The organism is Streptomyces sp. NPDC002809 (genome assembly GCF_040295435.1).
GTDB lineage: Bacteria > Actinomycetota > Actinomycetes > Streptomycetales > Streptomycetaceae > Streptomyces.
This window is the reverse complement of the sequence record NZ_JBEOVJ010000083.1, coordinates 1-24,528: the sequence shown is the minus strand read 5'-3', so window position 1 is coordinate 24,528 and position 24,528 is coordinate 1. Positions and strand designations below refer to the sequence as shown.

Genomic DNA, 24,528 nt, shown 5'->3' with positions numbered 1-24,528 from the left:
GCTACCTCTTGTCGCTGGTCATATGGCGCATGAGGACCTCCTGGGTGGCCTGCGCGCGCGGGACTTCGCCGGTGAGCCGGCCGGCGGCCATGGTGTAGATGCGGTCGCACATGCCGAGCAGTTCGGGAAGTTCGGAGGAGATGAGCACAACGGCTTTGCCCTGGGCGGCCAGCCGGTCGATGACGGAGTAGATCTCGTACTTCGCGCCGACGTCGATCCCGCGGGTCGGCTCGTCGAGGATGAGGACGTCCGGTCCGGCGAAGATCCATTTGCCGAGGACGACCTTCTGCTGGTTGCCGCCGGAGAGGCGGCCCACCTGCTCGAAGACCGTGGGGGTCTTGATGTTCATGGAGGTGCGGTACGACTCGGCGACGCGGGTCTCCTCGTGCTCGTCGACGATCCCGCGCCGCGACACCTTGTCCAGGGCGCCGAGGCTGATGTTGCGGCCGATGGTGTCGATGAGGTTGAGGCCGTACTGCTTGCGGTCCTCGGTGACGTAGGCGATCTTGTGGCGGACCGCTTCGGAGACGGTGCGGGTCCGGATCTCCTTGCCGTCCTTGAGTACCGTGCCGCTGATGTTGCGGCCGTAACTGCGGCCGAAGACGCTCATGGCGAGTTCGGTGCGGCCGGCGCCCATCAGCCCGGCGATGCCCACGATCTCGCCGCGCCGGGCCAGGACGGAGACGCGGTCGACCACCTTGCGGTGCTGGTCGATCGGGTGGTGGACGGTCCAGTCACGGATCTCCAGCGCCGGGTGTGCTCCCGGGTCGCCTTCGTACCCGGTGCGTTCGGGAAAGCGGTGATCGAGATCGCGGCCGACCATGCCGCGGATGATGCGGTCCTCGGTGGTCGATCCGGCGCTCACGTCGAGGGTTTCGACGGTCCGGCCGTCGCGCAGGACGGTGACGGAGTCGGCGACCGCCGTGATCTCGCCGAGCTTGTGCGAGATGATGATCGACGAGATGCCCTGGCCCTTCAGCTCCTTGATCAGGAGGAGGAGTTTGGAGCTGTCCTCGTCGTTGAGGGCGGCAGTCGGCTCGTCGAGTATCAGCAGTTCGACCTTCTTGGCGAGCGCCTTGGCGATCTCGACCAGTTGCTGCTTTCCGACGCCGATGTCCGCGACCCTGGTCTGTGGGCGCTCCCGCAGACCGACCCGGTCGAGGAGGACCGCCGCGTGGCGCAGGGTCTCGTTCCAGCTGATGAAGCCGCGCGTGGCGTGTTCGTTGCCGAGGAAGATGTTCTCGGCGATGGAGAGGTACGGCACCAGGGCGAGTTCCTGGTGGATGATCACGATGCCGCGTGCCTCACTGGCCCGGATGTCCTTGAACGCGCAGTCCTCGCCCCTGAACCGGATCTCGCCCTCGTAGCTGCCGTGCGGGTGCACCCCGCTGAGGACCTTCATCAGGGTCGACTTCCCGGCGCCGTTCTCCCCGCAGACGGCGTGCACCTCGCCCTGGGCGACAGTCAGGGACACGTCGGAGAGCGCCTTGACACCAGGAAACGTCTTGACGATGGATCGCATCTCCAGGACGGGCACGGCGGCGGCCACCGGCTGCGCCGTCGGGGCCTTCATCGGAGGTCGCTCTCCTTGATGTAGCCGGAATCGACCAGCTCGGCACGGTAGTTGGTCTTGTCGACGCTCACCGGGTCGAGCAGGAACGACGGTACGACCTTCTTCTCGTTGTTGTACGTCGTGGTGTCGTTGACCTCGGGCTTCTTGTCGTTCAGTACGGCGTCGGCCATCTGGACGGCCTGCTTGGCGAGGGCCCGGGTGTCCTTGTAGACAGTCTGCGTCTGCTGTCCAGCCATGATCGACTTCACGGAGGCGACCTCGGCGTCCTGGCCTGTGACGACGGGGTACGGCTTGGATCCGGTGCCGTATCCGTCCGATTTCAGGGCCGAGATGATGCCGATCGAGATGCCGTCGTAGGGGGAGAGCACCGCGTCGACCCCGGCCGAGGAGTAGGCGCTGGTGAGAAGGTCGTCCATGCGCTTCTGGGCGGTGCCGCCGTCCCAGCGGAGCGTGGTGACCTGATCCAGTTTCGTCTGCTTGCTGCGGACGACGAGCTGCTTCTTGTCGATGTACGGCTTGAGCGTCTTCCAGGCGCCCTGGAAGAAGTAGCGCGTGTTGTTGTCGTCGGGCGACCCGGCGAACAGCTCGATGTTGAACGGCCCCTTCTCGGTTCCGGACTTCAGCCCCAGCTTGTCGAGGATGTATCCGGCCTGGAGCTCGCCGACCTTCTCGTTGTCGAAGGAGGCGTAGTAGTCGACGTCCGGACTGCCGAGGATGAGCCGGTCGTACGAGATGACCCTGATGCCCTGCTCCCCCGCCTGGTGCAGTACGTCGCTGAGGGCACGGCCGTCGATTGCGGCGATCACGAGGACGTCCACACCCTTGGTGATCATGTTCTCGACCTGGGAGACCTGCTGGTCGACGTCGTCCTCGCCGTACTGCAGATCGGTCTTGTACCCAAGCTTCCTGAACTCGGCCGCCATGTTCCTTCCGTCGGCTATCCAGCGTTCCGACGACTTGGTCGGCATGGCGATCCCGATCGTCGAGCCCTTGCCGCCCGCCTTCTTGCCCTTGCTCCCCCCGTCACTGCTCTGTCCGCATGCCGCGAGGGTCACGGAGAGGGCGAGCGCGGTGAGGACCGTTGCGGTCCGGGCGACGCGCGAGGCGGACGCGGTTCGTGAGGTGCGCATGTTCGGTCCTCCGGGTGCGAGGGGGACGGCTGGGCGGGCCGCACTGCCCTCATCGACTGTTCGGTATATCGGACATGGTTCGACATCTGTGCGATCGAAGACACTCGAAGGCCTGTCGCCTCCGGGCATCCCCCGTGCAAGGCACGGCAGTTGAGCTGACCGTCGTTCGAAATTTCGTCATGCGTTCGAAATGTGGGCGTGACGGTAGTGAGAGAGCGGGGAGACTGTCAATGGGTCACGCACACGTGGTCGGGGCAACTCCCCGGCAGGGGAACGGTTCCGGCCGAAGGGCCCGCCATCTCAGCCGTTCCGCCCAGCCGGAGCGGCGGGCCGCCCTCTGCCCGGAACGGCACAGAACCCATGCCCGCGTCGGACGTGCCGACGCCCGGCATCACCCCGTGTTGCGGAGAACCCGCCCGCGCTCCACGACGCCATCGGCTCCACGAGCGGAACCGGCGGGCATGGCGGTGGTCAGCCGGCCTGGCCGATCGCACTGCGGAGCATGGCCACGGTGGTGGCCGCAGCGGCGCGTTCCGCCTCGTCGGCCGTGGCGCGCACCCGCTCCTCCAGCAGCACGACTGCCGCCTGGAGCACACCCACCCGCACCGGAACGCTCTGCATGGCGGTCAGCACGGCCGCCGCCTGTTCGGCAGGCGTCGCGGTCGCGGCCTGCGGAATGAGGGTGGAGATTCCGCGCCCGAGTGCACGGTCACGAGGCGGCTGAGCCGCGGCAGTGGTCACCGAGGAAGTCTGCCGCACCCGGGGCGCGGAATGGGTCAGCGACTTGGCCGCCGCGCCCCGGATCCGCCCTGGAGGTGGCCATGAACTCGCGCCAACAGAGCTGTCAGCTGCGCACGTTCGCGCTTGTTCAACGGCGCCAGAACATCGTCCTGCACGGCCGTCGCGTCGGCCTGGAGACTGTCGAGCAGTGCGCGGCCGGCCGGGCTGACGGTGACAGTCACTCGCCGCCGGTCGGTCACGTCGCGCGCCCGCTCCACCAGTCCGGCCGCACTCAGATCGTCGACGATCTTCACCATGTCACTGCGGTCGATGGCCAGTCGCGCTGCCAGTTGCCGTTGCACATGGGGGCCGAAATCCACGAGCGCAGCCAGCACCGCCATGTGCCGCAGCCGCAGGCCGCGGTCGGCCAGCCGCTCGGCGAGCCGGCTCCGCGCCGCCTTGCCGGTCCTCGACATGAGGTAGGTGGTGAAGCCCAGGAGACTGGGCGGGATCTCGTTCTCGTTCACATGTATATCGTAGGTGGTTACCAATCGTGGGTGTGTACCCACCATTTGGAGAGGGCGTCATGCCGACGTGCCGCTCATGTCGAAGACGAGGCGGCCGGGCACCTTGCCCCTGAGGACCTCGTCGATCGAGGCGTTGATGTCCGCCAGGTCGCGGCTCTCGCGCACCACACGGGTACGGCCGAGGCGGTGCAGCCGGAAGACCTCGGCCAGGTCCTGCCGGGTGCCCACGATCGAGCCGACGATCCTCGTGCCGTTCAGGACGGTGTCGAAGACCGGGATCTCCAGCTTGCCCTCCGCCGGGAGCGCCACCAGAACGAGAGTGCCACCCCGCCGCAGCGCCCCGTACGCCGCCGCGAACGACTCGTTGCTCACGGCGAGCGAGATGGCCGCGTCGACGCCGCCCAGACGGCGCGCCTCCTCGGCGACGTCCTGAACGCGGGCGTCGATCACATGGTCGGCGCCCAGCTCCCTGGCGAGGGCCAGCTTCTCGTCGGTCACGTCGACGGCGATGGTCTCCGCGCCGAAGATCCGCGCGTACTGCAGGGCGAGATGCCCCAGGCCACCGATTCCGGAGACCAGGGCACGGGTCCCGGGCCGCGCCCCGGAGAGCTTGACCGCCTTGTACGTGGTGACGCCCGCGCACGTCAGGGGCGCCGCGTCCAGCGGGTCGATGCCGTCGGGCACGGGCACGACGTACGTGCCGTGGGCGAGAGCGTACTCGGCATGGCTGCCGTCGACCGAGTAGCCGCTGTTCCGCTGCTCCGGGCAGAGCGTCTCCCAGCCGGAGACGCAGTGGTCACAGTGCCCGCACGCCTCGCCGAGCCAGGGGATGGCCACCCGGTCCCCCACTGCCAGATGACCGACCTGGTCACCTGCCGCCTCGACGATACCGATGCCCTCATGGCCGGGGACGAACGGCGGACTCGGTCTGACCGGCCAGTCCCCCCGGGCCGCGTGGATGTCGGTGTGACACAGTCCCGAGGCCTCCATTCGGACCAGGACCTGATGTCCGGCCGGGGTGGGTACCGGCCTGTCCTCGACGACCAGGGGCTCGGTGAAGCTGCGGACAACGGCGGCTCTCATGGGTGCTCCTCCGCTTCGATGTACGCGCCCGGCCGGCGCCTCTCGCGCAGACCGGATGCACAAGCCTCGAAGCAGGATATTTCGGATGGCTGGTTTCCGCCTTCCCTCCCCTGCCCCGACCCCAGCCCCGCCGGGTCGCTATCCCCGCGCCCAGGTGCGCATGGCCGCCCGCGAGGAGAAGGCGGCGACATCTTTGTCGAGCGGCTGATCGGTGTACTGGTGGATGCGCCAGGAGGCCTTGATGCGTGGCTTTCCGGCGGTGACGTAGTCGGCGATCCAGAGGCCGTCCCCGGCGTACGACGTGGTGTCGTGATTCAGCCAGAAGTAGCGGTTGCAGTAGAGCAGCACCTTGTGGTGCGGCCGCAGCCGTTTGACCTCGCGGATGAAGCGGTCCTTCTCGGCATTGCTCGCATGGGTGCCCTCGCCGTTCTGCTCCCAGTCGACGGCGAGCAGCTCGCCCGCCTTTTCCGGCGCCCTGCTCAGGAAGTATTCCGCCTGTGCCGTGATATTCCCCGGCCAGAGGAAGTGGTAGAAGCCGACCACACATTCCGCGTCGCGGGCACGTTTCGTCTGCGCGGCCAGACGCGGATTGACGTACGAACGGCCCTCGGTGGCCTTGATGAGGACAAAATCCAGCCCGTCCGTGTCGAAGGACGACTGATAGGCGCTGACGTCGACACCGTGCAGCATGGGTACCGCCTCACAAATGATCCGGGTGATTCCGTTTCCTTCTTTCTTACGTGCCCGCAGCCCGAGGCTCCCATCCGTCCGACGCGCCGGTAAATCAATGTGCCGCCGCACGGAATAGCTTCCGGGAGGGCGGAGTTGGTGAACCGGCGAGAGCCTATTCACGTACCGAACGCACCATCGGAAGGTCACATCCATGAAGATCGGCATCATCGGGGCAGGGAATATCGGCGGCAACCTCACCAGGCGCCTCACCTCGCTCGGGCATGAGGTGTCCGTCGCCAACTCGCGAGGTCCGCAGACGCTCACCGCGCTCGTGGAGGAGACCGGCGCGACCGCCGTGACCGCCGCCGAGGCCGCGAAGGGCGCGCAGGTCGTGGTCGTCACTGTCCCGCTCAAGGCCGTCCCGGCTCTGCCCGGAGGCCTCCTCGACGGGGCCGCGGAGGGCGTCGCGGTCATCGACACCGGTAACTACTACCCGCGCGAGCGCGACGGCCGCATCGCGGCGATCGAGGACGGACTGCCCGAAAGCCTGTGGACGCAGAGGCAGATCGGTCACCCGGTCATCAAGGCGTTCAACGGGACGTACGCGGAGGACATTCTGTCCAACGGCCTGCCGAAGGGCGGCGCGCACCGCCAGGCGCTGCCGGTGGCCGGGGACGACGCCGCGGCGAAGCAGGTGGTCCGCGACCTGATCGACGAGCTGGGCTTCGACACCGTGGACGCCGGCGGGCTCGACGAGTCGTGGCGCCAGCAGCCGGGCACGCCGGTGTACGGCAACCGAGGCGACGTCGCGGCGATCGAGAAGGCCCTGGCCACGGCCTCCGCCGAGCGGACCGCCGAGTGGCGGGCCTGAGATCCGGTGTGACGCGCGGGTGCGACGGGGTGCAGGCCTCGTCGCACCCGCAGCGTCAGCAGGGCTCAGCCCCTTTCCCACCCGCAGCGTCAGCAGAGCGCACGCACCGCCGCACCCGCCGCGTCGTCAGTCGTCGAAGCCGGTGCTGCGGCTGACCTTCTCCCAGGCCAGCACTTCGGCGCGGGAGGCGTCGAGGCTTGCGAGGACCGCGTCCGTCGCGTCATTTCCGAGCGGCAGCCGCAGCGGTGTGTGCTGGGCGGCAAGCGCGGTCAGGATGGCGGCCGCGGCCTTGTCCGGGTCGCCCTCCTGCTTCCCGTCGGAACCCGGCAGGTTGCTGCGGACCGGCCCCACCGTCTCCTCATAGGCCGGAAGGGCCGCGGCCTGACGCAGGGCGCCGCCGCCGGCGAAGCCCGTGCGGAAGGATCCGGGCTCCACGATCAGCACCTTGATCCCGTGCGGGGCCACCTCGGCCGCCAGCGCCTCCGACAGGCCTTCCAGGGCGAACTTCGTCGCCGAATAGGCGCCGACGCCGGGGAACGTGAACCGGCCCCCCATGCTGCTCATCTGGACCACGGCACCCGAACCGTTGCGCCGCATGTGCGGCAGCACGGCCCGCACCAGCGCAGCGGGCCCGAAGAAGTGCAGGTCCATGAGCGCGCGCAGCTCGCGGTCGCTCGTCTCCTCGACCGCGCCGACCAGCCCCATCCCCGCGTTGTTGACCACCACGTCCATCCGGCCGTACCAGAGCACGGTGTCCGCGACGACATCGGCGATGCGCGCCGTGTCGGTGACGTCCAGCTGTACGGCGACGGCCCGGCCGGGATGTGCGGCCACCAGGTCGTCGAGCGTCTCCGGCCTTCGGGCCGTGGCAACGACGGTGTCCCCGGCCGCGAGAGCTGCTGTGGCGATGGCACGTCCGAAGCCGGAGGAGGCCCCCGTGATCAGCCAGACGCGGCCCGGCGCATGGTCGCGGGCGGCTGCCGCCTCGTGTGCTTCATGTGCGGTGCTCATATCCAACTCCTGTGATCCACAGTGGTGTTGCGGTGAGTCAGTTATGTCATCCGGCTCCCGTGGCGGTCCAAGACAGAGACTCGTCGGATCTATAAGCGCGCTTTATGATCGCTGCATGGAGCTGCGTCAGCTGCACTACCTCACCGTGATCGCCGAAGAGGAGAACCTGGGACGGGCCGCCAGGCGGCTGTTCGTCAGTCAGCCGGCCCTGTCGTACGCGCTCAAGAGCCTCGAGTCCGAGCTGGGGGTGCGGCTCTTCGACCGTCACGCCGGTGGCGTTTCGGCCACCGCAGCGGGCCGCGACGTGATCTCCGAGGCACTGCTCACGGTGCGTCAGTCCGAGCGCGTGACGGCTGCCGCCGAGCGGCACACCCGAGCGGAGACCGGCGTACTGCGGGTGGGTTTCGAGGCGAGTGGCGCGGGCGAACTGACCACCCGGGCACGGGCGGAGTTCTCCCGGCGCCACCCCGGCGTCCGGGTGGTGCCCAGACGCTACGACTGGGGGCAGGAGGCCGCCGCGCTCCGGGACGGTCTGACCGACGTAGCCTTCGTCTGGCTGCCCAACGATCTCACCGGCCTGCACAGTGAGCCGGTGCACACCGAGCCGCGGGTCGTGGGTCTGCCGGCCGGCCACGCGCTCGCGTCCCGATCCGGTGTCTCGGTGCTCGAGGTCGGGGACGAGCCGTTGCTGTGGACGGAGCGGGCTCCTCGGGAGTGGGTGGACTGGTGGGCCGTCAATCCCCGCCCGGACGGCTCGAGTCCACGATGGGGTCCGACCAACGACAACGTCGAGGAGATGCTGGAACAGGTGGCGGAGGGCGCCGCGATCTGCTTCGCTCCCCTGAGCATGGCGCGGTACTACGCACGGCCTGATCTCTCCTGGGTTCCGCTGACGGACGTGGAGCCGCTGCGCGTGGTGCTCGCCTGGGCGGCCGGCACGGACAACGAACTGGTCAGGGGTTTCGCCGGTGTGGTGCGGGAACTGGCCGCCCACCGGGCCGACGGGTGAATGACGTGGCACGAGGCCGGCGCCTCCGGAACGGCGGGGCAGGGCGGTTGCCCCCGCACCACGACTCGTGGTTCGGGGTACGGGGACGAGTCGAGGCGGGGCCATGCGGGGCTATACCGGTGCGATGTTCGGATATCTGGCGTTCGCCACGCTCTGCTGCCTTCCGGTCCCGGTGGCCTTCGTGGTGGCGTACACCGCCTGGAGCGAGGGGGAGGACTGGGCCTGGACAGCGCTCGTCTTCGCGCTGGCCGGCTCGGTCCTGATCGTTGCCACGGCTCACAGGTACGCACGGAATCAGCATCCCCGGATCACGCGCCGGGACCTTGTGAAGGAGGAGGGCTTCTCCTACGGGGAGGAGACCTTCGTGGTGTGGGCGCCCCGGTCCCCGAAGGGGTCTCCCGGGGCGCGGCTGGTCCGGGCGGACGTTCTGGAGGCGTCCCTCGCGCAGTACGGCCCCGAGGGCGGCGCGGGCTTCACGACGTACGGGGACGACCACACTCCTGACGAGTTCACACCGCTGGTACGCCTGAAGCTGCGGGTGCACGAGGCCCGTGAGGCCGGTGAGGCCGGTGAGGCCGGTGAGGCCGGTGAGGCCGGTGAGGCCGAAGGGACCAAAGGGACCGCCGATTCCGCCGGGTTCGAGCTGACGGACGACTGGCGGGTTCCGTCCGTCTGCCTCTCGGCCGTGACGGCCGGCCGCCTGGCCGTCCTCGTCGAGCCGGACGGTCCACGGACTCGCGCGAAGGTGACCCCGCTGTGGCCGGGGAGTGCCCTGTTGGCCGGCACACGGACCTGTCGGGTGGTCGACCTCGAAGGCCGGCTGAGCGATGCGACCCGGCGACCGGACCGGCTGCTGCGCCAGATGCGGATCTCGCGGTCGGCGGGAGGCATCGCGATGACCGGTGACACGGTCGATCTGCGACACCTGGACGCACCGACGGCGGCGCGGTACACGGCCGTGGCCGAGCGGGACCGCGCCTTCCCCGAGGCACGGGCACCGGTGACCGAACCGGGTGAGGAATCCCGGTGGCTCGTGGACAGCCTCCCGGGCGAGCGGGCGGCGTTCGGTCATGTCGGCCGGCGGTGGTCGCGCCGTGGTGGCGCCCTGGTCCGTGCCCGGTTCCTGGAGATGCACGCCACGTACACATTCCAGAACCACGGCCCGGTCCTCGACACGGTCATGCGCATCCAGCCGGCGGACGGCACACCGCGGTTCGACGCCGCCCGCCGGCTCACCGTGCCGATGAACTATCTCGCCGTCCTGCACCGCACCAGGGAGGTCGTCCTCGTGGCCCACCCGGACGACGGGTCGTACGCCGTCGACTGGGCCCGCACCAACCTCCTCGCCGGCACCACCGCGGCCGGGGTCATCGCGCCCGACGGCCGGGAACTCCCCCTGACGGGACGCCCTGACGTGATCTGGTCCCTGATGAACCTGCTGGCCGCCCACGGCGTCGCGAACCCGACTCCGGTCCTCGACCTCCGCCTGCCCCGGATGAGCGCACTGGCGAGGGTGGTCCTGGACACCGTGCCGGAGATGGCGTAGCGCCTCTCCGGAAGGCACCGGCTCCGCCAGGTCCGGCCAATCGGGGCATCAAAGAGACAGGTCCTGGGCCGGGCCCTCCTGACGGGCCGGCAGGCTGTCCATGAACGAGCTGACGGAGAACACCGCCTGACCGGGGCCGGGCGGACCGTAGCCGGGAGGCGAGCTGAGCCCGTACTCCTCCATCGTCGCGCGGTACGCCTCCAGCAGCCGGATGTGGTACTCCAGCGGCGCACCGTCCGGGTTGGTCCTGCCGAGCGGTGTCGTCGGTTCGGGGCACCAGGTGGTGAAGCGCGGGGTGATGCCGTGCGACATGAAGAACCGCAGGCCTTCGGTGGTGGAGTCGATCGCCTCCTTCACCGTGGTGAAGCCGAACGGCTCGGCCATCTCCACACCCGCGACGAAGTTGGGGATGACGTTGCGGGCGCCGAAGACGTCGGCGGAGTCCAGGATGCGGCGGTGCCATTCGTCGCGGCCGACGTAGCGTTCCTTGCCGGGGCAGTAGAGCTCGAACAGCCGACGGTCCCACACCTCGTAGTTGGGGTGGTAGATCTGCACGCCGTAGTCGTGGAAGCGCTGGACATCGGACTTGGGCAGGGCCTGGGCCACGACCTTGCCGATCCAGCGGCCGGGGAAGCGTTCCTCGATGGCCTTGGCGTACTGGCCGTAGAAGTCGGCCTCGTCGCGTCCGCCGATGTGGGAGGTGATGGCGCCGCCGGTGAGGGTGTAGGCCGTGGAGGTCTTCGCCGTGTCGTACCGGTCGATGATGGCCAGTGCCTCCAGGACCTCCTCCACGGGCTTCACTCCGGTGTACGGGCGTCCCGCCGCCTTGTGCTGGCGCCAGTTGTGGTTGATGTCGCAGTACTGGCACTCCTCCTTCGCGCCGAAGTACTGGCAGACGCGGAAGACCGTGAGGTAGACCAGGTATCCCCACTGGATGGTGGGCGCGACCTCCATGACCGACTTGCCGTTGCCGAGCGTGTGGCGGTAGTAGTCCGGCATCGGAGGCAGACCGACGTCGGAGATCCGCCGGCCGTCGAGGTACAGGCCGAGCACACCGTCGTCGTCGGCCGCCACGCGGTAGGGGGACGTCGGATTGACCCGCACCGAGACGACGGTGCGCCGCAGTTCGTACGGGCCGCCGGTGAGGACGATCTCCTCGGGCGGCCGGCGCAGCGCGGCCGCGCCGAGCTCGGGAAGGGTGCTGTGGTCGAAGGAGAAGATGAAGTACGACTTGGGCTTGACGTCACCGTCCTCGTTGTCGCTGAGCGCGGACTCGTCGAAGGCCAGGCCGCCGCGCAGCAGGTCCTCCTTGATGACGGCCTCCCGCGGTACGTGCGGGAACTGCTCCATGAGCCGCTCGATCAGTCGGGTGCGGCTCGTGTCGGTACTTCCGGGTTCGGTACGGCTGAGCATGTGCGGGCTCCTGGATCCGGTCGTCGAAGGTGATGCGGGCAAGCCGTCCTGTCCAACGAACCGGAGCCGTGAAGCGTTCGCGCTCCGGCCCGACGGAACGGCCGGAACCCACCGCGGAAACCCATGTGACCGGTGAGTAGGGTGTGGGGCCCGGGGGCCCGTCGGCCGTGCGGCCGTTCCGACGCCCCGGTGGTTGCCGCCGTCGGCCGCGGAACGGAAGTGCCTCATGCCCCGCACCATGTCCGTGTCTGACAGCATCGTGGTTCTCGCCGAACCCTCGTTCGTGTACGAGCGGTTGAGCGACCCCACGGCGATGGGGAGCTGGAGTCCGGAGAACAGGGGCGCGAAGGTGCTCGGCGAGCCTCGGGGCACGTACGTCGGGATGGTCTTCGAGGGCCGCAACAAGCGTGGGGCCATGCGCTGGACCACCCGGTGCACGGTGACGGCGGCCGATCCGGGTGAACGGTTCGCCTTCCGCGTCCACGCCATCGGGGCCGGGCGGCCGCGGCTGCCGGGAGCGATAGCCACCTGGGAGTACCGCTTCGAGGCCGTGGACGGCGGCACCAGGGTCACCGAGATCTGGACCGACGACCGCCGCGCCTGGCCCGACTTCTTGGCCAACGCCTTCGACCGGGCGGCGACCCGGGGGCACACCTTCGCCGAGTTCCAGCGAGGCAACATCCGCACCACGCTCCAGCGCCTGAAGGCTGCGCTGGAGGCACCGGTGGACGACGAGGCCCCCCGGGCATGACGCGATGGCGGTCCCTCACCCCACCCAGTGCGCGGGGCGCACGAGCGAGGGAGGAAGCCGGGTGTTGCCGTCCCCCTTGGCGGCGTTGAGCTGGGACTGCGTCAGGAAGAGCGCACCGGTCAGGTCGGCGCCCGACAGGTCCGCGTCCCGGAAGTCGGCACCGATGAGATCGGCGAGGCGCAGGTCGGCGCCGGAGAGGTCCGCCGCGATGAGGTAGGCGCCGCGCAGATCGGCGCCACGCAGATCGGCTCCCCCGAGACGGGCGGCGATCAGATCCGCTCCGCGGTGGCTGCGCTTCTTCTTGCGGGGCGCGCTGGCGCGCACGAGTTCGCTGGTGCGCGCCAGCAGGCCGGCGACCTCGTCCCGGTGCGCTGCCACGTCCAGGCCGGCGTAGGCGTCGGCATCGAGGTGGGTGAGGCGTTCGGTCGCCTCCAGGGTGCTCCGGATCTCGCCGTGGAGGGAGCGCGCCGGTGCCAGGGTCGCCGCCTCCGTGAGGTACCAGAGGAGTTCGTGGAGCTGTCGCATGACCGGGAAGACCTGGAACATCTGCTGGGCGCTCTCCGGTGCCGTACGCCAGTCCCGGCCGCCGAAGGTCTCCCCCGACACCTTCTGGCCCGCCCCGAAGCAGTCGTACACGGTGCAGCCGGCGAAGCCCTCGGTGCGCAGCCGGGTGTGGATGCCGCAGCGGAAGTCGTCCTGCAGGTTGCGGCAGGGTTTGCCGGCGTCCTTGTTGATGGCGAAGTCCGCTGACCGGGTGAGGGTCAGCGCGACGCAGCACAGTCCGGAGCAGTTCCCGCAGTCGGCGCGCAGAGCGGCACGGCCGGCGCCCTCCGCACGGTCGGCGCCGGGGACTCGGTCGTTGTCGGGCACGGTACGTGGGGTCCTTCGGTGTGCGTGGTCCATGAGCGGTCGAGCCTACCGAGTTTCGGCGTGCCCCTGCCACGAGGTTCCCGCACCGGACGGCGCCCCGGCGCCCGGCTGCCCCGGACCGGGACCGCCCATGCCGCCCGGCGACACCGCGGACCATAATGATGGGTAATACATCTTTTGGGAGGTGGCCACCATCGTGGCGAACGCACCAGTCGACAGCATTCCGGCCCAGCGGGTGCTGACCGATCCGGCGGGCCTGACCCGGTACCAGCACGACGAGGCCGAGTGGGCCCCGTACGGGACTCCACTGGCCGTGGTGCGCCCGCAGAACACCGAAGAGGTGCGGGACGTCGTGCGCCACTGCATCACCCATCGCATCCCGTTGGTTCCGCGCGGTGCGGGCACCGGGCTGTCCGGGGGCGCGAACGCCGTCGACGGTGCGATCGTCCTCTCCTTCGAGGACATGAACCGCATCGTCACCATCGACGGCGCGGAGCGGCTGGCCGTCGTCCAGCCCGGTGTGGTCAACGACGATCTGCGCGCGGCGAGCGCTGAGCACGGGCTGTGGTACCCGCCGGATCCGGCCAGCTCGCCCTGGTCCACCATCGGCGGGAACGTCGCGACCAACGCCGGGGGCATGTGCTGCGTCAAGTACGGCGTGACGCGCGACTACGTGCTGGGTCTGGAGGTCGTCACCGGACTCGGCGAAGTCGTCTCGCTCGGGCGCAGGACCGCGAAGGGCGTGGCGGGGTACGACCTGGCCGGACTGATGGTGGGTTCCGAGGGCACACTCGGAGTCATCACGGAGATCACGGTACGACTGCGACCGGCGCGGCTCCAGGAGCGGACGGTGGCGGGGTACTTCTCGTCCGTCGTCGCCGCCGGTGAGGCGGTGAGCGCCGTGACCGCGTCCGGTGTCATCCCCTCAGCGCTCGAACTCGTCGACCGCCACTGTCTGGCCGCGGTCGACGCCTGGAAGAAGATGGGTCTCTCCGCGGACGCCGACGTGGTGCTGCTCGGTCGCGTCGACACCCCCGGCGCCGAGGGTGACGCCGAGGCCGAACTGGTGCGTGACTGCTTCGACCGCGCCGGGGCCACCTGGGCCGCGGTCTCCACGGACCAGCAGGAGGCGGACGCGCTGTTCCAGGCCCGGCGGCTGGCCTATCCGGCGCTGGAGCGACTCGGTCCGGTGCTGACCGAGGACGTCTGCGTGCCCCGTACCGCGGTGCCGGAGATGCTGGCCCGGATCGAGCGGACGGCGGCCAGGCACGACATCCTCGTGGCCAACATCGCGCACGCGGGAGACGGCAACCTCCATCCGCTGATCATCACGCCGCCCGGGGACGAAGCCGCACGCGCACGTGCCCAGCTCGCGTTCGAGGACATCCTGGACGACGCGATCGCGCTCGGCGGCACGGTCACGGGTGAACACGGGGTGGGGCTGCTGAAGATGCGCGGCATGAACAAGGAACTGGGCCCGGCCGTGATCGGGATGCACCACGCGGTGAAGGCGGCGCTCGATCCGCACGGCATCCTCAACCCGGGCAAGGTGCTCGGGAGCGCCTGACCCGGTTGTCAGTGGGGCGGCGCACACTGGCACCTCTGCGGCACGGTGAAGAGGAGTCGGATGAGCGCCGAGGAAGAGACCGGTTTCGAACCCGCGACCGGGGACGGCCCGCCGTCCTCGGCGCCGGCCGAGCAGCGGGCCGCCTCGGTGGGCACCGCTTTCGCCGGGATGCTGCAGATCCGGCGCCTGACGAACACCGGGCACTCCGAGCCCGAGGCGGTTCCCGCGGCGTGGGAACTGCACAGGACGGTACGGGCCGTTGCCCTGGCCCTGGAGGCATCGGGTCTGTCCGCGTCCGCCGTTGACGCGTCGGGCCGGCGCACGGCGACGGGCTTCCGGGTGGTGGCGGGCGACTCACCGGGCACCGTACGGGTCGAGTGGCTCGGTCCGCCGGGCAGTGGCGCGGCACACGAGGAGGAGGGCGAGCTGACCCGGTGTGCTGCGGTACTGCGGGAGTTGGGCTGGACCGCCCTGCTGTACCGCGGGCCGCGCCGCCGCCGGTTCCTGGAGGTCGAACCCCCGGCGGGTACGGCTCGGCCGGACAGTCGATAGGAGGCGTGCCGCTGCCGTCGCCGAGGGACGTTGTCGGACCCATGAGGGATGCTTGTGGGTCCGACACCTCTGACCTGGAGATGCTGAGATGCGCAATGACGAACTCGCCGCGGCGCAGGCGTACGTCCGTTTACTGGAGGCGACGCGGGCGGCGCTCTCCGATCCGGACGACGCCCCGCTCTACATGCCGTTGCTCGCCTCACCGATCGAGGAGGCGGACGGCGCACTGCGGCGGGCGGGACTCTCGGGCAATGAATCCCGTTTCTTCGACCTCGTACGCTCGCTCCAGCCCAGCATGTCGGACAGCGGGCACTGAACCGCGCCGACCGGAACACGGCCGCACGGCAGGCCGGTCCCCCGCGACCGCCCCTCGTCGCGGCAGGCGCGCAGCGGCCGCCTCGCAGGCTTCCGGGAAGCCGTCCACCGCACTTCGACGGGCCCGCCCCACCCCTGGTCCCCGGGGCGGGCAGGGCCCGTCTTCGGCCGGGACGCCCCGATCCGTGGTGAATTGATTCAACCCCGTTCCATCCTGGATGAAGAGCACCTGACCGCTTGACTAGTGAGCGTCGCCATACCTAGCGTACGTTCGGATGAAACGATTCACTTCATTCTGACGATCACGGTCGTCGGATGACTCTGCTTACGAGGTGTTCATGTCTGATGTGTCGGCCGTCAAGGCAGTCCTGAAGTCCCAGGTGATCGAGACCCCGTCGTGGGGCTACGGCAATTCCGGGACCCGGTTCAAGGTGTTCGCGCAGCCGGGGGTGCCACGCGACCCGTTCGAGAAGATGGAGGACGCCGCGCAGGTGCACGCTTTCACCGGCGTGGCCCCGAAGGTGTCGTTGCACATCCCCTGGGACAAGGTCGCGGACTACGCCGCCCTGACCCGGCACGCCGAGGGGCTCGGGCTGCGGATCGGCGCCATCAACTCCAATGTCTTCCAGGACGACGACTACAAGCTGGGCTCGGTCACCCACCCGGACGCGGCTGTACGGCGCAAGGCGACGGACCATCTGCTGGAGTGCGTCGACGTCATGGACGAGACGGGGTCACCCGATCTCAAGCTGTGGTTCTCCGACGGCACGAACTACCCGGGGCAGGATGACATCGTTGCCCGTCAGGACCGGCTGAGCGAGGCACTGGCAGAGGTGTACGAGCGTCTCGGCGACGACCAGCGGATGCTTCTGGAGTACAAGCTCTTCGAGCCGGCCTTCTACACGACGGACGTGCCGGACTGGGGCACGGCGTACGCACACTGCCTCAAGCTCGGCCCGAAGGCCCAGGTCGTCGTGGACACCGGGCACCACGCCCCCGGTACGAACATCGAGTTCATCGTGGCCCTGCTGCTCCGGGAAGGGCGGCTCGGCGCCTTCGACTTCAACTCCCGCTTCTACGCCGACGACGATCTGATGGTCGGGGCCGCCGACCCCTTCCAGCTCTTCCGGATCATGCACGAGGTCGTCAAGAACGGCGGTCTCCGCTCCGAGACCAACGTCAACTTCATGCTCGACCAGTGCCACAACATCGAGGCGAAGATCCCTGCGGTGATCCGGTCGGTCTCCAATGTGCAGGAGGCCACCGCCAAGGCACTGCTGGTCGACACGGCCGCGCTCGTCGTCGCGCAGACGTCGGGTGACGTGCTCGCATCGAACGCCGTGCTGATGGACGCCTACAACACCGACGTCCGGCCGCTGCTGGCCGAGGTGCGGGAGGAACAGGGCCTGGCAGGCGACCCGTTCGCCGCCTACCTCGCCTCCGGCAACCAGGAGCGCATCGCCGCCGACCGGGTCGGCGGCACCCAGGCCGGCTGGGGCGCCTGACCCCGGTCGCGCCCGTACGCCGCTGTCCGTCGACCACGCACTTCTCGTCCCGAAGGAATTGTCATGACGTCCCCGACGCACGCCGAAGTCGCCGCGCTCCTGGAGCGCGCGCACCGGATCGGATCCGACCCCCGCAACACCAACTACGCAGGCGGCAACACCTCCGTGAAGGCCTCCGGCGCCGACCCGGTCAGCGGCGGCGAGACCGAACTCCTCTGGGTCAAGGGCTCCGGGGGTGACCTCGGCACCCTCGCGGAGGAGGGCCTCGCCGTGCTGCGCCTGGACCGGGTCCGCGCCCTCAAGGACGTGTACCCGGGAGTGGAGCGCGAGGACGAGATGGTGGCGGCCTTCGACTACTGCCTGCACGGCAGGGGCGGCGCCGCACCGTCGATCGACACCGCCATGCACGCCCTGGTCGAGGCGGCGCACGTCGACCACCTGCATCCGGATTCGGGGATCGCCCTGGCGTGCGCGGCCGACGGGGAGAAGCTGACCGCTGAATGCTTCGGTGACAAGGTGGCCTGGGTGGGCTGGCGCCGGCCGGGCTTCCAGCTCGGGCTGGACATCGCCGCCGTCAAGGAGGCCAACCCGCAGGCCGTCGGCGTCGTCCTGGGCGGTCACGGAATCACCGCCTGGGGCGAGACCTCGGACGAGTGCGAGCGGAACGCCCTGTGGATGATCCGTACGGCCGAGACCTTCCTCCAGGAACACGGCCGGCCCGAGCCGTTCGGAGCCGTGCTCCCCGGCCGGTCAGCGCTCTCCGGGCAGGAGCGCCGGGAGCGGGCGGCGGCGCTCGCCCCGGTGATCCGCGGACTGGCGTCCACCGACCGCCCCGTGGTCGGCCACTTCACCGACGCCGAACCGGTGCTGGACTTCCTCTCCCGGACCGAGCATCCGCGACTCGCCGCCCTGGGCACCTCCTGCCCGGATCACTTCCTCCGTACGAAGGTCAGCCCACTTGTGCTCGACCTTCCCGCGGACGCACCCGTCGTGGACGCCGTGGAACGGCTGAAGGCGCTGCACGGTGAATACCGCGAGGCGTATCGCGCGTACTACGAGCGGCACGCCGTCCCCGGCTCACCCGCCATGCGTGGCGCGGACCCCGCGATCGTGCTGGTGCCCGGAGTGGGGATGTTCTCCTTCGGCAAGGACAAGCAGACGGCCCGCGTCGCAGGGGAGTTCTACCTCAACGCCATCAATGTGATGCGTGGCGCCGAGGCCGTCTCCACGTATGCGCCGATCGAGGAGTCCGAGAAGTTCCGGATCGAGTACTGGGAGCTGGAGGAGGCCAAGCTGCGCCGGATGCCGAAGGCGAAGCCGCTGGCCACCCGGGTCGCTCTGGTGACCGGGGCGGGTTCGGGGATCGGGCGCGCCATCGCACACCGGCTGGTGGCCGAGGGTGCCTGTGTGGTCGTGGCGGACCTGAACGCCGAGAACGCGGCCGCGGTCGCGGAGGACCTCGGCGGACCGGACCGGGCCGTGGCCGTCACCGTCGATGTCACGAGCGAGGAGCAGATCGCGGAGGCGTTCGCAGCCGCCGTGCTGGCGTTCGGCGGGGTGGACCTCGTCGTGAACAACGCGGGCATCTCCATCTCCAAGCCCCTGCTGGAGACGACGGCGCGTGACTGGGATCTTCAGCACGACATCATGGCGCGCGGGTCGTTCCTGGTGGCGCGCGAGGCAGCCCGGGTCATGCAGGCGCAGGACCTCGGCGGAGACATCATCTACATCGCTTCCAAGAACGCCGTGTTCGCCGGACCCAACAACATCGCGTACTCGGCGACCAAGGCCGACCAGGCCCATCAGGTACGGCTGCTGGCAGCCGAGCTCGGCGAGCACGGCATCCGCGTCAACGGCATCAACCCGGACGGCGTGGTGCGGGGTTCGGGGATCTTCGCCGCGGGCTGGGGCGCGCAGCGGGCGGCGACGTACGGCATCGAGGAGGAGAAGCTCGGTGAGTTCTACGCCCAGCGGACGCTGCTCAAGCGCGAGGTGCTGCCCGAACACGTCGCCAACGCCGTGTTCGCTCTGACCGGCGGCGACCTCACCCACACCACCGGTCTGCACATTCCGGTCGACGCCGGCGTGGCTGCCGCCTTCCTGCGATGACCGGGACACGATCCCCATGGCTGTGAACTCCATCGACACCGCGTCCGGCGAAGCCGTATTCGCCGCCGTGGACCTCGGCGCGACCAGCGGCCGGGTGATCACCGGCCGGGTCGGGCCGGGGACGCTCGAACTGAACGAGGCGCACCGGTTCGCCAACACACCGGTGCGCCTGCCGGACGGCCTGCGCTGGGACGTACTGGCCCTGTACCAGGGCATGCTGGACGGGCTTCGGGCCGCAGGGCGCTCGGGTCCGGTCGCCTCCGTAGGCGTCGACACCTGGGCGGTGGACTATGGGCTGCTGGATGCTGACGGCGCTCTGCTGGGACTGCCGTTCCACTACCGGGACGAGCGCAACGGCCGCGCGTCGGAGCGCCTGCCGGACGGGTGCGGTGTGCGGGAGCTGTACGCGGTCAGCGGATTGCAGCACCTGCCGTTCAACACGGTGTTCCAGCTCCTGGCACACCGGACGACGGCCCAGTGGGGAGCGGCCCGGACTCTGCTGCTCATGCCGGACCTGCTGGTGCACTGGCTGACCGGTTCGGTGGGCGCGGAGAGCACGAACGCGTCCACGACCGGTCTGCTCGACGCACGCAGCGGTGACTGGTCCCATGCGTTGATCCAGCAGTTGGGGCTGGATCGGTCACTCTTCCCGCCGCTGCGCGAGCCGGGCGATCCGGCGGGGACGCTGCTGCCGCACGTCGCCGATTTCACCGGTCTGCCTGCGGGCACTCCGGTGACGACGGTCGCCTCGCACGACACGGCGTCGGCGGTCGCGGCGGTCCCGGCCACGGAAGCGGATTTCGCGTACATCTCGTGCGGCACCTGGTCGCTGGCCGGGCTGGAACTGGATGCTCCGGTGCTCTCCGAGGAGTCCCGGGAGGCGAACTTCACCAATGAGCGCGGAGTGGACGGCACCGTCCGCTATCTCCGCAACATCATGGGGATGTGGCTGCTGGAGGAGTGCCGCAGGGTGTGGGACCGCGCGGGCATGTCCCTCGGCCTGGCGGGTCTGCTTGCCGACGCTGCCGCGTCGGAGCCGTTCGCCGCGGTGATCGACCCGGATGACGCGTCGTTCCTCGCGCCGGGTGACATGCCGGCCCGGATCGACGCGTATCTGCTGCGGACGGGGCAGATGCCGCCGCGGACGCCAGGCGGATACGTGCGCTGTGTGCTGGAGAGTCTGGCGCTGGCACACCGCAGGACGTTGCGCAGGGCAGCCGAACTCGCCGGGCGCGACCCGGTACGGATCCACCTGGTCGGCGGCGGTTCGCGCAACGAGCTGCTGTGCCAGTGGACGGCCGACGCGAGCGGCCTTCCGGTGACGGCGGGACCCGCCGAGGCGACGGCTCTCGGCAACATCCTGCTCCAGGCCCGCGCCCATGGCCTGGTGGGTGACCTCGCCGGTCTGCGGCGGCTGGTCGCCCGTACCCAGGAGCTGCGGCAGTACGAGCCGCAGGGGGGCCGTCGGGCCTGGGACCGCGCGGAGGCTCGGCTCGGGCCCTCGACCGGTTGCGTGGACGCGGGAGCGACGGCCGGGCCGAAGGGAAGGCAGGCCTGACCGTGCCCGGCCGGGACCGTGGGCGTCGGACCGCTGTCGCGGCGGAGTCCGGCGGCTGCCCGGCCGGGTCCCGGCGCGGTCGGAAGCCCTCGGCGCAGCAAGGTGCCGGCCTGCGCAGCAAGGGCCCCGCCTGTGCGGTGCCGGTCCCGCCGGCTCAGCCGGTCACCGCTGTGCCGGGACCCACGCCTGGAGCGAGACCTCGTCCGAGACCGAGCTCGCCGTCGCCCAGCGGTGCGAAGTGCCGTGCCACCTCCTCGTCGGTGACCTCTTCGAGTTCTGCCGGGCTCCATCGGGGGTTCCGGTCCTTGTCCACGATCTGGGCGCGCACGCCCTCGACCAGATCGGGCCAGGCGAAGGCGGCGGACGAGACGCGGAACTCCTGGTCCAGGACTGCCTCCAGGCTGTCGAGATGACGCGCGCGGCGAATGGCCGCGAGCGTCACCTTGAGCGCCGTGGGCGACTTGGCCAGGATCGTGGTCATGGCCTGCTTCGCAGCGGGCACCCCGCTGCCGTCCAGGCGCTCGATGATCTCCTCGACCGTGTCCGCCGCGTAGCAGGCGTCGATCCAGTCGCGGTGTCCGGTCAGCTCGCCACTGGGGGCGGTGCCCGCGAAACGCTCCGCAGTCCCGACGACGGCCTCGGGAGTGGTGCACGTGTCGAGCGCGGCGATGAGGGCGGGTACGTCCCCCGAGGGCACGAAGTGGTCGGCGAGGCCGCACGCGAGCGCGTCGTCCGCGCCGATCGCGTCGCCGGTGAGCGCCAGGTGTGTACCGAGTTCGCCGGGGGCGGCGCCGAGCAGGTAGGTGCCGCCGACGTCCGGGACGAACCCGATGCCGGTCTCGGGCATGGCGATGCGGGAGCGCTCCGTGACGATGCGGAGCGAGCCGTGGGCCGACACACCTACCCCGCCGCCCATCACGATGCCGTCCATGAGGGCGACGTACGGCTTGGGAAATCGGGCGATCCGGGCGTTGAGCCGGTACTCGTCACGCCAGAAGTCCAGTGAGGTCCCGCCGCCTGCCAGGGCGTCGTCGCGAATGGAGCGGATGTCGCCGCCCGCGCACAGTCCCCGCTCCCCCGCACCGGTGAGCAGAACGGCGACGACCGAGGCGTCCCGCTCCGCCGCGTCCAGCGCCTTCCCCATCTGCAGCACCATCGCGTGGTTCAGGGCGTTCAGGGCGCGCGGCCGGTTCAGCATGATGTGGCGGAGGCGTCCCTCGGTGTGCAGCAGGACGGAATCCTCGTGTTTCATGCGTGCGCTCCGGTCAGCCCCAGTGCCATATCGTCCGCCGGTCGCGGACGATCTTCCGCTCCCATTGTGCGCGGCGGCCCGGAGGTGCGGCAGGAGGGGTGGCGACAACGGAGACCCCGGCCGGAGCACCGTACGACGAGGTTTCCGCTGTGGCAGACGTACCGAACCCGCCAGACAATTGAGTCACGCCGTACGGCAGCCCCGCCGGACGATCCTCGGAGCAGGAATGACCGATCACGACCGGCCACCGTTCCCCGTCCCGCCCCGTCTGTTGGTCGAGAAGACTCACAACAGCGAGACGGCGACGGAGGAACGGCTTGCCTTGAACCGCACCGGCAGTTTCGAGTGGGACCTGGACGCCCGGACGCTGGACATCGACGAGGCGGGACTGCTGGTCTTCGGCCTGGATCCTGCCGTGTTCGACTCACGGCCCGAGTCCCTCATGGAGCGGCTCGAGCCGACGGAACGCATCCGCCTCGATGTGGCCATCGACGAGGCCATCAAGGGTGGGAGCGCCTCCTACAGCATCCACTTCCGGGTTCCGCTCGAGGACGACAGCGATCAGTGGACCCATGTCCAGGCACGGATCCTGCGCAGCGCGGACGGCCGGGCGCACCGGGTGATCGGTCTGGTGCGGGACGCGACGGCGGAAGTCACCCATTCGGCCTTCGTGCTGGAACTGGAAAAACGTCGTCAACGGCAGACCGACATAGTTGAGCGAACAACCAGTGCGTTGTCGCGCGCGGTGACCGTGGACGATGTGACGGCTGCGCTGACCGGACCGGGCGGACTGGCACGGCTGGGCGCCGACGGGCTCGCGCTCGGCCTGCTGGACAACACCACACTCAACGTCATCGCACTGAGCGGCGAGTCGCTGGAGGTCGTCGACGAGCTGGGCTCGGGCCGGCTCGACCGGGACTTCCCCCTGGCCGACACCGTCCTCAGCGAACGGCCGCGGTTCGTGAGCTCGCTGAGCGCGCTCACGCGGCGCTATCCGGTGCTGGAGCCGTTCGTGGGACAGCTCAAGTTCCAGGCTGCGGCCTATCTGCCCCTCATCGCCCAGGCCCGCACGCTGGGCGGGCTCGCACTCTTCTACCGCGAACGCACCGCCTTCACCGCCGACGAACGCAACCTGTGCCTGGGGCTGGCCGCGATCGTCGCCCAGTCCCTCCAGCGGGCCACTCTCTTCGACGAGGAACGCGAATTCGCCACGGGGCTCCAGTCCGCGATGCTGCCCCGCCGGATCCAGGACATCGAGGGCGGCGAGATCGCCGTCCGTTACCACGCGGCGTGGAGCGGCCGCCAGGTCGGCGGTGACTGGTACGACGTGATCGCGCTCCCCAAGGACCGCTTCGGCATCGTGGTCGGTGACGTGCAGGGCCACGACACGCACGCGGCGGCGATCATGGGCCAGCTGCGCATCGCTCTTCGTGCGTACGCGGCCGAGGGGCATCCGCCCTCGACGGTGCTGGCCCGGGCCTCACGGTTCCTCGCCGAGCTGGACACGGACCGGTTCGCCACCTGCACGTACGCCCAGGTCGATCTGGGCACCGGCACCGTACGGGTGGTTCGGGCCGGCCACTTCGGTCCGCTGATCCGGCACATGGACGGCCGCGTCGGCACCCCGCAGGTGCGCGGCGGCATCCCGCTGGGAATCGCCACCGACTTCGGCGACGAAGAGTTCCCGGAGACCCGGCTGGATCTGGTCCCGGGCGAGACGCTCGTCCTGTACACCGACGGGCTGGTGGAGGAGCCGGGCGCCGACATCGACGCGGGGGTGCACACGCTCATCAACGAGGTCAGCGCGGGACCGGCGAGTGCCGAAGCGCTGGCCGATCATCTGTCGGACCGGCTGTGGGAGCGCTGGGGCTCGGGCGACGACGTCGCGTTGCTGGTGCTTCGGCGCAGCCCCGACCCGGGGTCACCACGGGCGCCCCGGTTGCATCAGTACATCCACCAGGCCGATCCCGAGGGCCTCTCCGACGCGCGGACGATCGTGCGTCAGGCCCTCACCGACTGGGACATGGCCGAACTCGCGGACGACGCCGAGCTGGTGACCGGTGAACTGCTGGTGAATGTGCTGCTGCACACGGAGGGCGGCGCAGTGCTCACCCTGGAGGTGCTTCCCGAACCGGTGCGCCGGGTCCGGCTGTCGGTGCAGGACCGCTCCAGCGCATGGCCCCGGCGCCGCACACCCGGCGAAACCGCGACCTCGGGCCGGGGGCTGCTGCTCCTGGACGCCGTCGCCACCCGCTGGGGCATCGAGCCCCGTGGCGAGGGCAAGGCCGTCTGGTGCGAGATCGGTCCGGCTGCGCCGCCCGCGTCAGCCCCGGCCCCCAAGGGCTCAGCGGAGGACGTCGAGCCCGCAGGACCGCCTGTCGTCCGAGCCGGCTCGGACCTTCCCGGCGACGACCGTCCGGAACGTACCGGATCCGCGGGCGGAAGGCGCTGAGCGGACAGCACCGAGGGGCGTGCCGTGTCCCGCAGGACACGG

The 24,528-nt window shown here is 70.0% G+C and carries 20 protein-coding genes and 1 pseudogene; 11 read left to right on the top strand and 10 right to left on the bottom strand.

Annotated elements, in window-relative coordinates:
• Nucleotide 1: 1 nt before the first annotated feature.
• From mmsA to ABT025_RS32555, 6 genes are all read right to left on the bottom strand, one after another.
• A complete protein-coding gene (gene mmsA / locus ABT025_RS32580) occupies nt 2-1,573 on the bottom strand; it encodes a multiple monosaccharide ABC transporter ATP-binding protein (RefSeq protein ID WP_351002254.1) in 1,572 nt (523 codons plus the stop codon).
• The gene (chvE, locus tag ABT025_RS32575) at nt 1,570-2,703 is read right to left on the bottom strand and encodes a multiple monosaccharide ABC transporter substrate-binding protein (protein ID WP_351002253.1); all 1,134 of its coding nucleotides are present in this window, start codon (nt 2,701-2,703) and stop codon (nt 1,570-1,572) included. The genes mmsA and chvE overlap by 4 nt, the downstream gene beginning before the upstream one ends.
• Before the next feature lie 471 nt (nt 2,704-3,174).
• Nucleotides 3,175-3,444: a hypothetical protein gene (locus ABT025_RS32570; RefSeq protein WP_351002252.1), complete on the bottom strand. Its 270-nt coding sequence runs from the start codon at nt 3,442-3,444 to the stop codon at nt 3,175-3,177.
• A 35-nt stretch (nt 3,445-3,479) separates the two neighbouring features.
• Nucleotides 3,480-3,899 (bottom strand): MarR family winged helix-turn-helix transcriptional regulator, encoded by a 420-nt coding sequence (locus ABT025_RS32565; protein ID WP_351002264.1) that lies wholly within the window; start codon nt 3,897-3,899, stop codon nt 3,480-3,482.
• A 108-nt stretch (nt 3,900-4,007) separates the two neighbouring features.
• Nucleotides 4,008-5,033, bottom strand: coding sequence for an alcohol dehydrogenase AdhP (gene adhP, locus ABT025_RS32560; protein WP_351002251.1), 1,026 nt, complete (start codon nt 5,031-5,033; stop codon nt 4,008-4,010).
• Between the two features lie 138 nt (nt 5,034-5,171).
• Nucleotides 5,172-5,723, bottom strand: coding sequence for a glycoside hydrolase family 25 protein (locus ABT025_RS32555; RefSeq protein WP_351002250.1), 552 nt, complete (start codon nt 5,721-5,723; stop codon nt 5,172-5,174).
• Nucleotides 5,724-5,904: 181 nt separating this feature from the next.
• On the opposite strand from ABT025_RS32555, the pseudogene ABT025_RS32550 reads away from it, so the two are divergent.
• Nucleotides 5,905-6,576 (top strand): annotated as a pseudogene (locus tag ABT025_RS32550) (NADPH-dependent F420 reductase); the annotation flags it as partial.
• A gap of 126 nt (nt 6,577-6,702) precedes the next feature.
• On the opposite strand, the gene ABT025_RS32545 reads toward ABT025_RS32550, so the two are convergent.
• A complete protein-coding gene (locus ABT025_RS32545; protein ID WP_351002249.1) occupies nt 6,703-7,587 on the bottom strand; it encodes an oxidoreductase in 885 nt (294 codons plus the stop codon).
• Between the two features lie 115 nt (nt 7,588-7,702).
• Between ABT025_RS32545 and ABT025_RS32540 the strand changes: the two genes are divergently transcribed.
• Complete coding sequence (locus tag ABT025_RS32540; protein ID WP_351002248.1) at nt 7,703-8,596, top strand: LysR family transcriptional regulator; 894 nt, start codon at nt 7,703-7,705, stop codon at nt 8,594-8,596.
• A gap of 103 nt (nt 8,597-8,699) precedes the next feature.
• Nucleotides 8,700-10,142, top strand: a complete 1,443-nt coding sequence (locus ABT025_RS32535) for a hypothetical protein (protein ID WP_351002247.1) — start codon at nt 8,700-8,702, stop codon at nt 10,140-10,142.
• A 48-nt stretch (nt 10,143-10,190) separates the two neighbouring features.
• Here ABT025_RS32535 and ABT025_RS32530 read toward each other — a convergent pair whose 3' ends face one another.
• Nucleotides 10,191-11,555 carry a radical SAM protein gene (locus ABT025_RS32530; protein ID WP_351002246.1) on the bottom strand — a complete coding sequence of 455 codons (1,365 nt, stop codon included), beginning with the start codon at nt 11,553-11,555 and terminating at the stop codon, nt 10,191-10,193.
• Nucleotides 11,556-11,781: 226 nt separating this feature from the next.
• On the opposite strand from ABT025_RS32530, the gene ABT025_RS32525 reads away from it, so the two are divergent.
• Entirely contained in the window at nt 11,782-12,306 is a 525-nt protein-coding gene (locus ABT025_RS32525) for an SRPBCC family protein (protein WP_351002245.1), read from the top strand.
• Between the two features lie 15 nt (nt 12,307-12,321).
• Here ABT025_RS32525 and ABT025_RS32520 read toward each other — a convergent pair whose 3' ends face one another.
• Nucleotides 12,322-13,209 (bottom strand): pentapeptide repeat-containing protein, encoded by an 888-nt coding sequence (locus ABT025_RS32520; protein WP_502972079.1) that lies wholly within the window; start codon nt 13,207-13,209, stop codon nt 12,322-12,324.
• A gap of 163 nt (nt 13,210-13,372) precedes the next feature.
• Between ABT025_RS32520 and ABT025_RS32515 the strand changes: the two genes are divergently transcribed.
• The 6 genes from ABT025_RS32515 to ABT025_RS32490 all read left to right on the top strand — a co-directional run bounded on the left by ABT025_RS32515 (nt 13,373) and on the right by ABT025_RS32490 (nt 20,782).
• A complete protein-coding gene (locus tag ABT025_RS32515; RefSeq protein WP_351002243.1) occupies nt 13,373-14,743 on the top strand; it encodes an FAD-binding oxidoreductase in 1,371 nt (456 codons plus the stop codon).
• A gap of 60 nt (nt 14,744-14,803) precedes the next feature.
• Complete coding sequence (locus tag ABT025_RS32510) at nt 14,804-15,295, top strand: hypothetical protein (RefSeq protein ID WP_351002242.1); 492 nt, start codon at nt 14,804-14,806, stop codon at nt 15,293-15,295.
• A gap of 88 nt (nt 15,296-15,383) precedes the next feature.
• Complete coding sequence (locus ABT025_RS32505) at nt 15,384-15,611, top strand: hypothetical protein (protein ID WP_351002241.1); 228 nt, start codon at nt 15,384-15,386, stop codon at nt 15,609-15,611.
• Nucleotides 15,612-15,948: 337 nt separating this feature from the next.
• The gene (gene rhaI, locus ABT025_RS32500) at nt 15,949-17,115 is read left to right on the top strand and encodes an L-rhamnose isomerase (protein ID WP_351002240.1); all 1,167 of its coding nucleotides are present in this window, start codon (nt 15,949-15,951) and stop codon (nt 17,113-17,115) included.
• Between the two features lie 63 nt (nt 17,116-17,178).
• Nucleotides 17,179-19,224, top strand: coding sequence for a bifunctional aldolase/short-chain dehydrogenase (locus ABT025_RS32495; RefSeq protein ID WP_351002239.1), 2,046 nt, complete (start codon nt 17,179-17,181; stop codon nt 19,222-19,224).
• 16 nt (nt 19,225-19,240) lie between these two features.
• On the top strand, nt 19,241-20,782 hold the full coding sequence (locus ABT025_RS32490) for a rhamnulokinase (RefSeq protein ID WP_351002238.1): 1,542 nt from the start codon (nt 19,241-19,243) through the stop codon (nt 20,780-20,782).
• Nucleotides 20,783-20,936: 154 nt separating this feature from the next.
• Here ABT025_RS32490 and ABT025_RS32485 read toward each other — a convergent pair whose 3' ends face one another.
• Nucleotides 20,937-22,034, bottom strand: coding sequence for an enoyl-CoA hydratase/isomerase family protein (locus tag ABT025_RS32485; protein ID WP_351002237.1), 1,098 nt, complete (start codon nt 22,032-22,034; stop codon nt 20,937-20,939).
• Between the two features lie 226 nt (nt 22,035-22,260).
• On the opposite strand from ABT025_RS32485, the gene ABT025_RS32480 reads away from it, so the two are divergent.
• Nucleotides 22,261-24,486 carry a SpoIIE family protein phosphatase gene (locus tag ABT025_RS32480; RefSeq protein WP_351002236.1) on the top strand — a complete coding sequence of 742 codons (2,226 nt, stop codon included), beginning with the start codon at nt 22,261-22,263 and terminating at the stop codon, nt 24,484-24,486.
• The last annotated feature ends 42 nt before the right edge of the window (nt 24,487-24,528 follow it).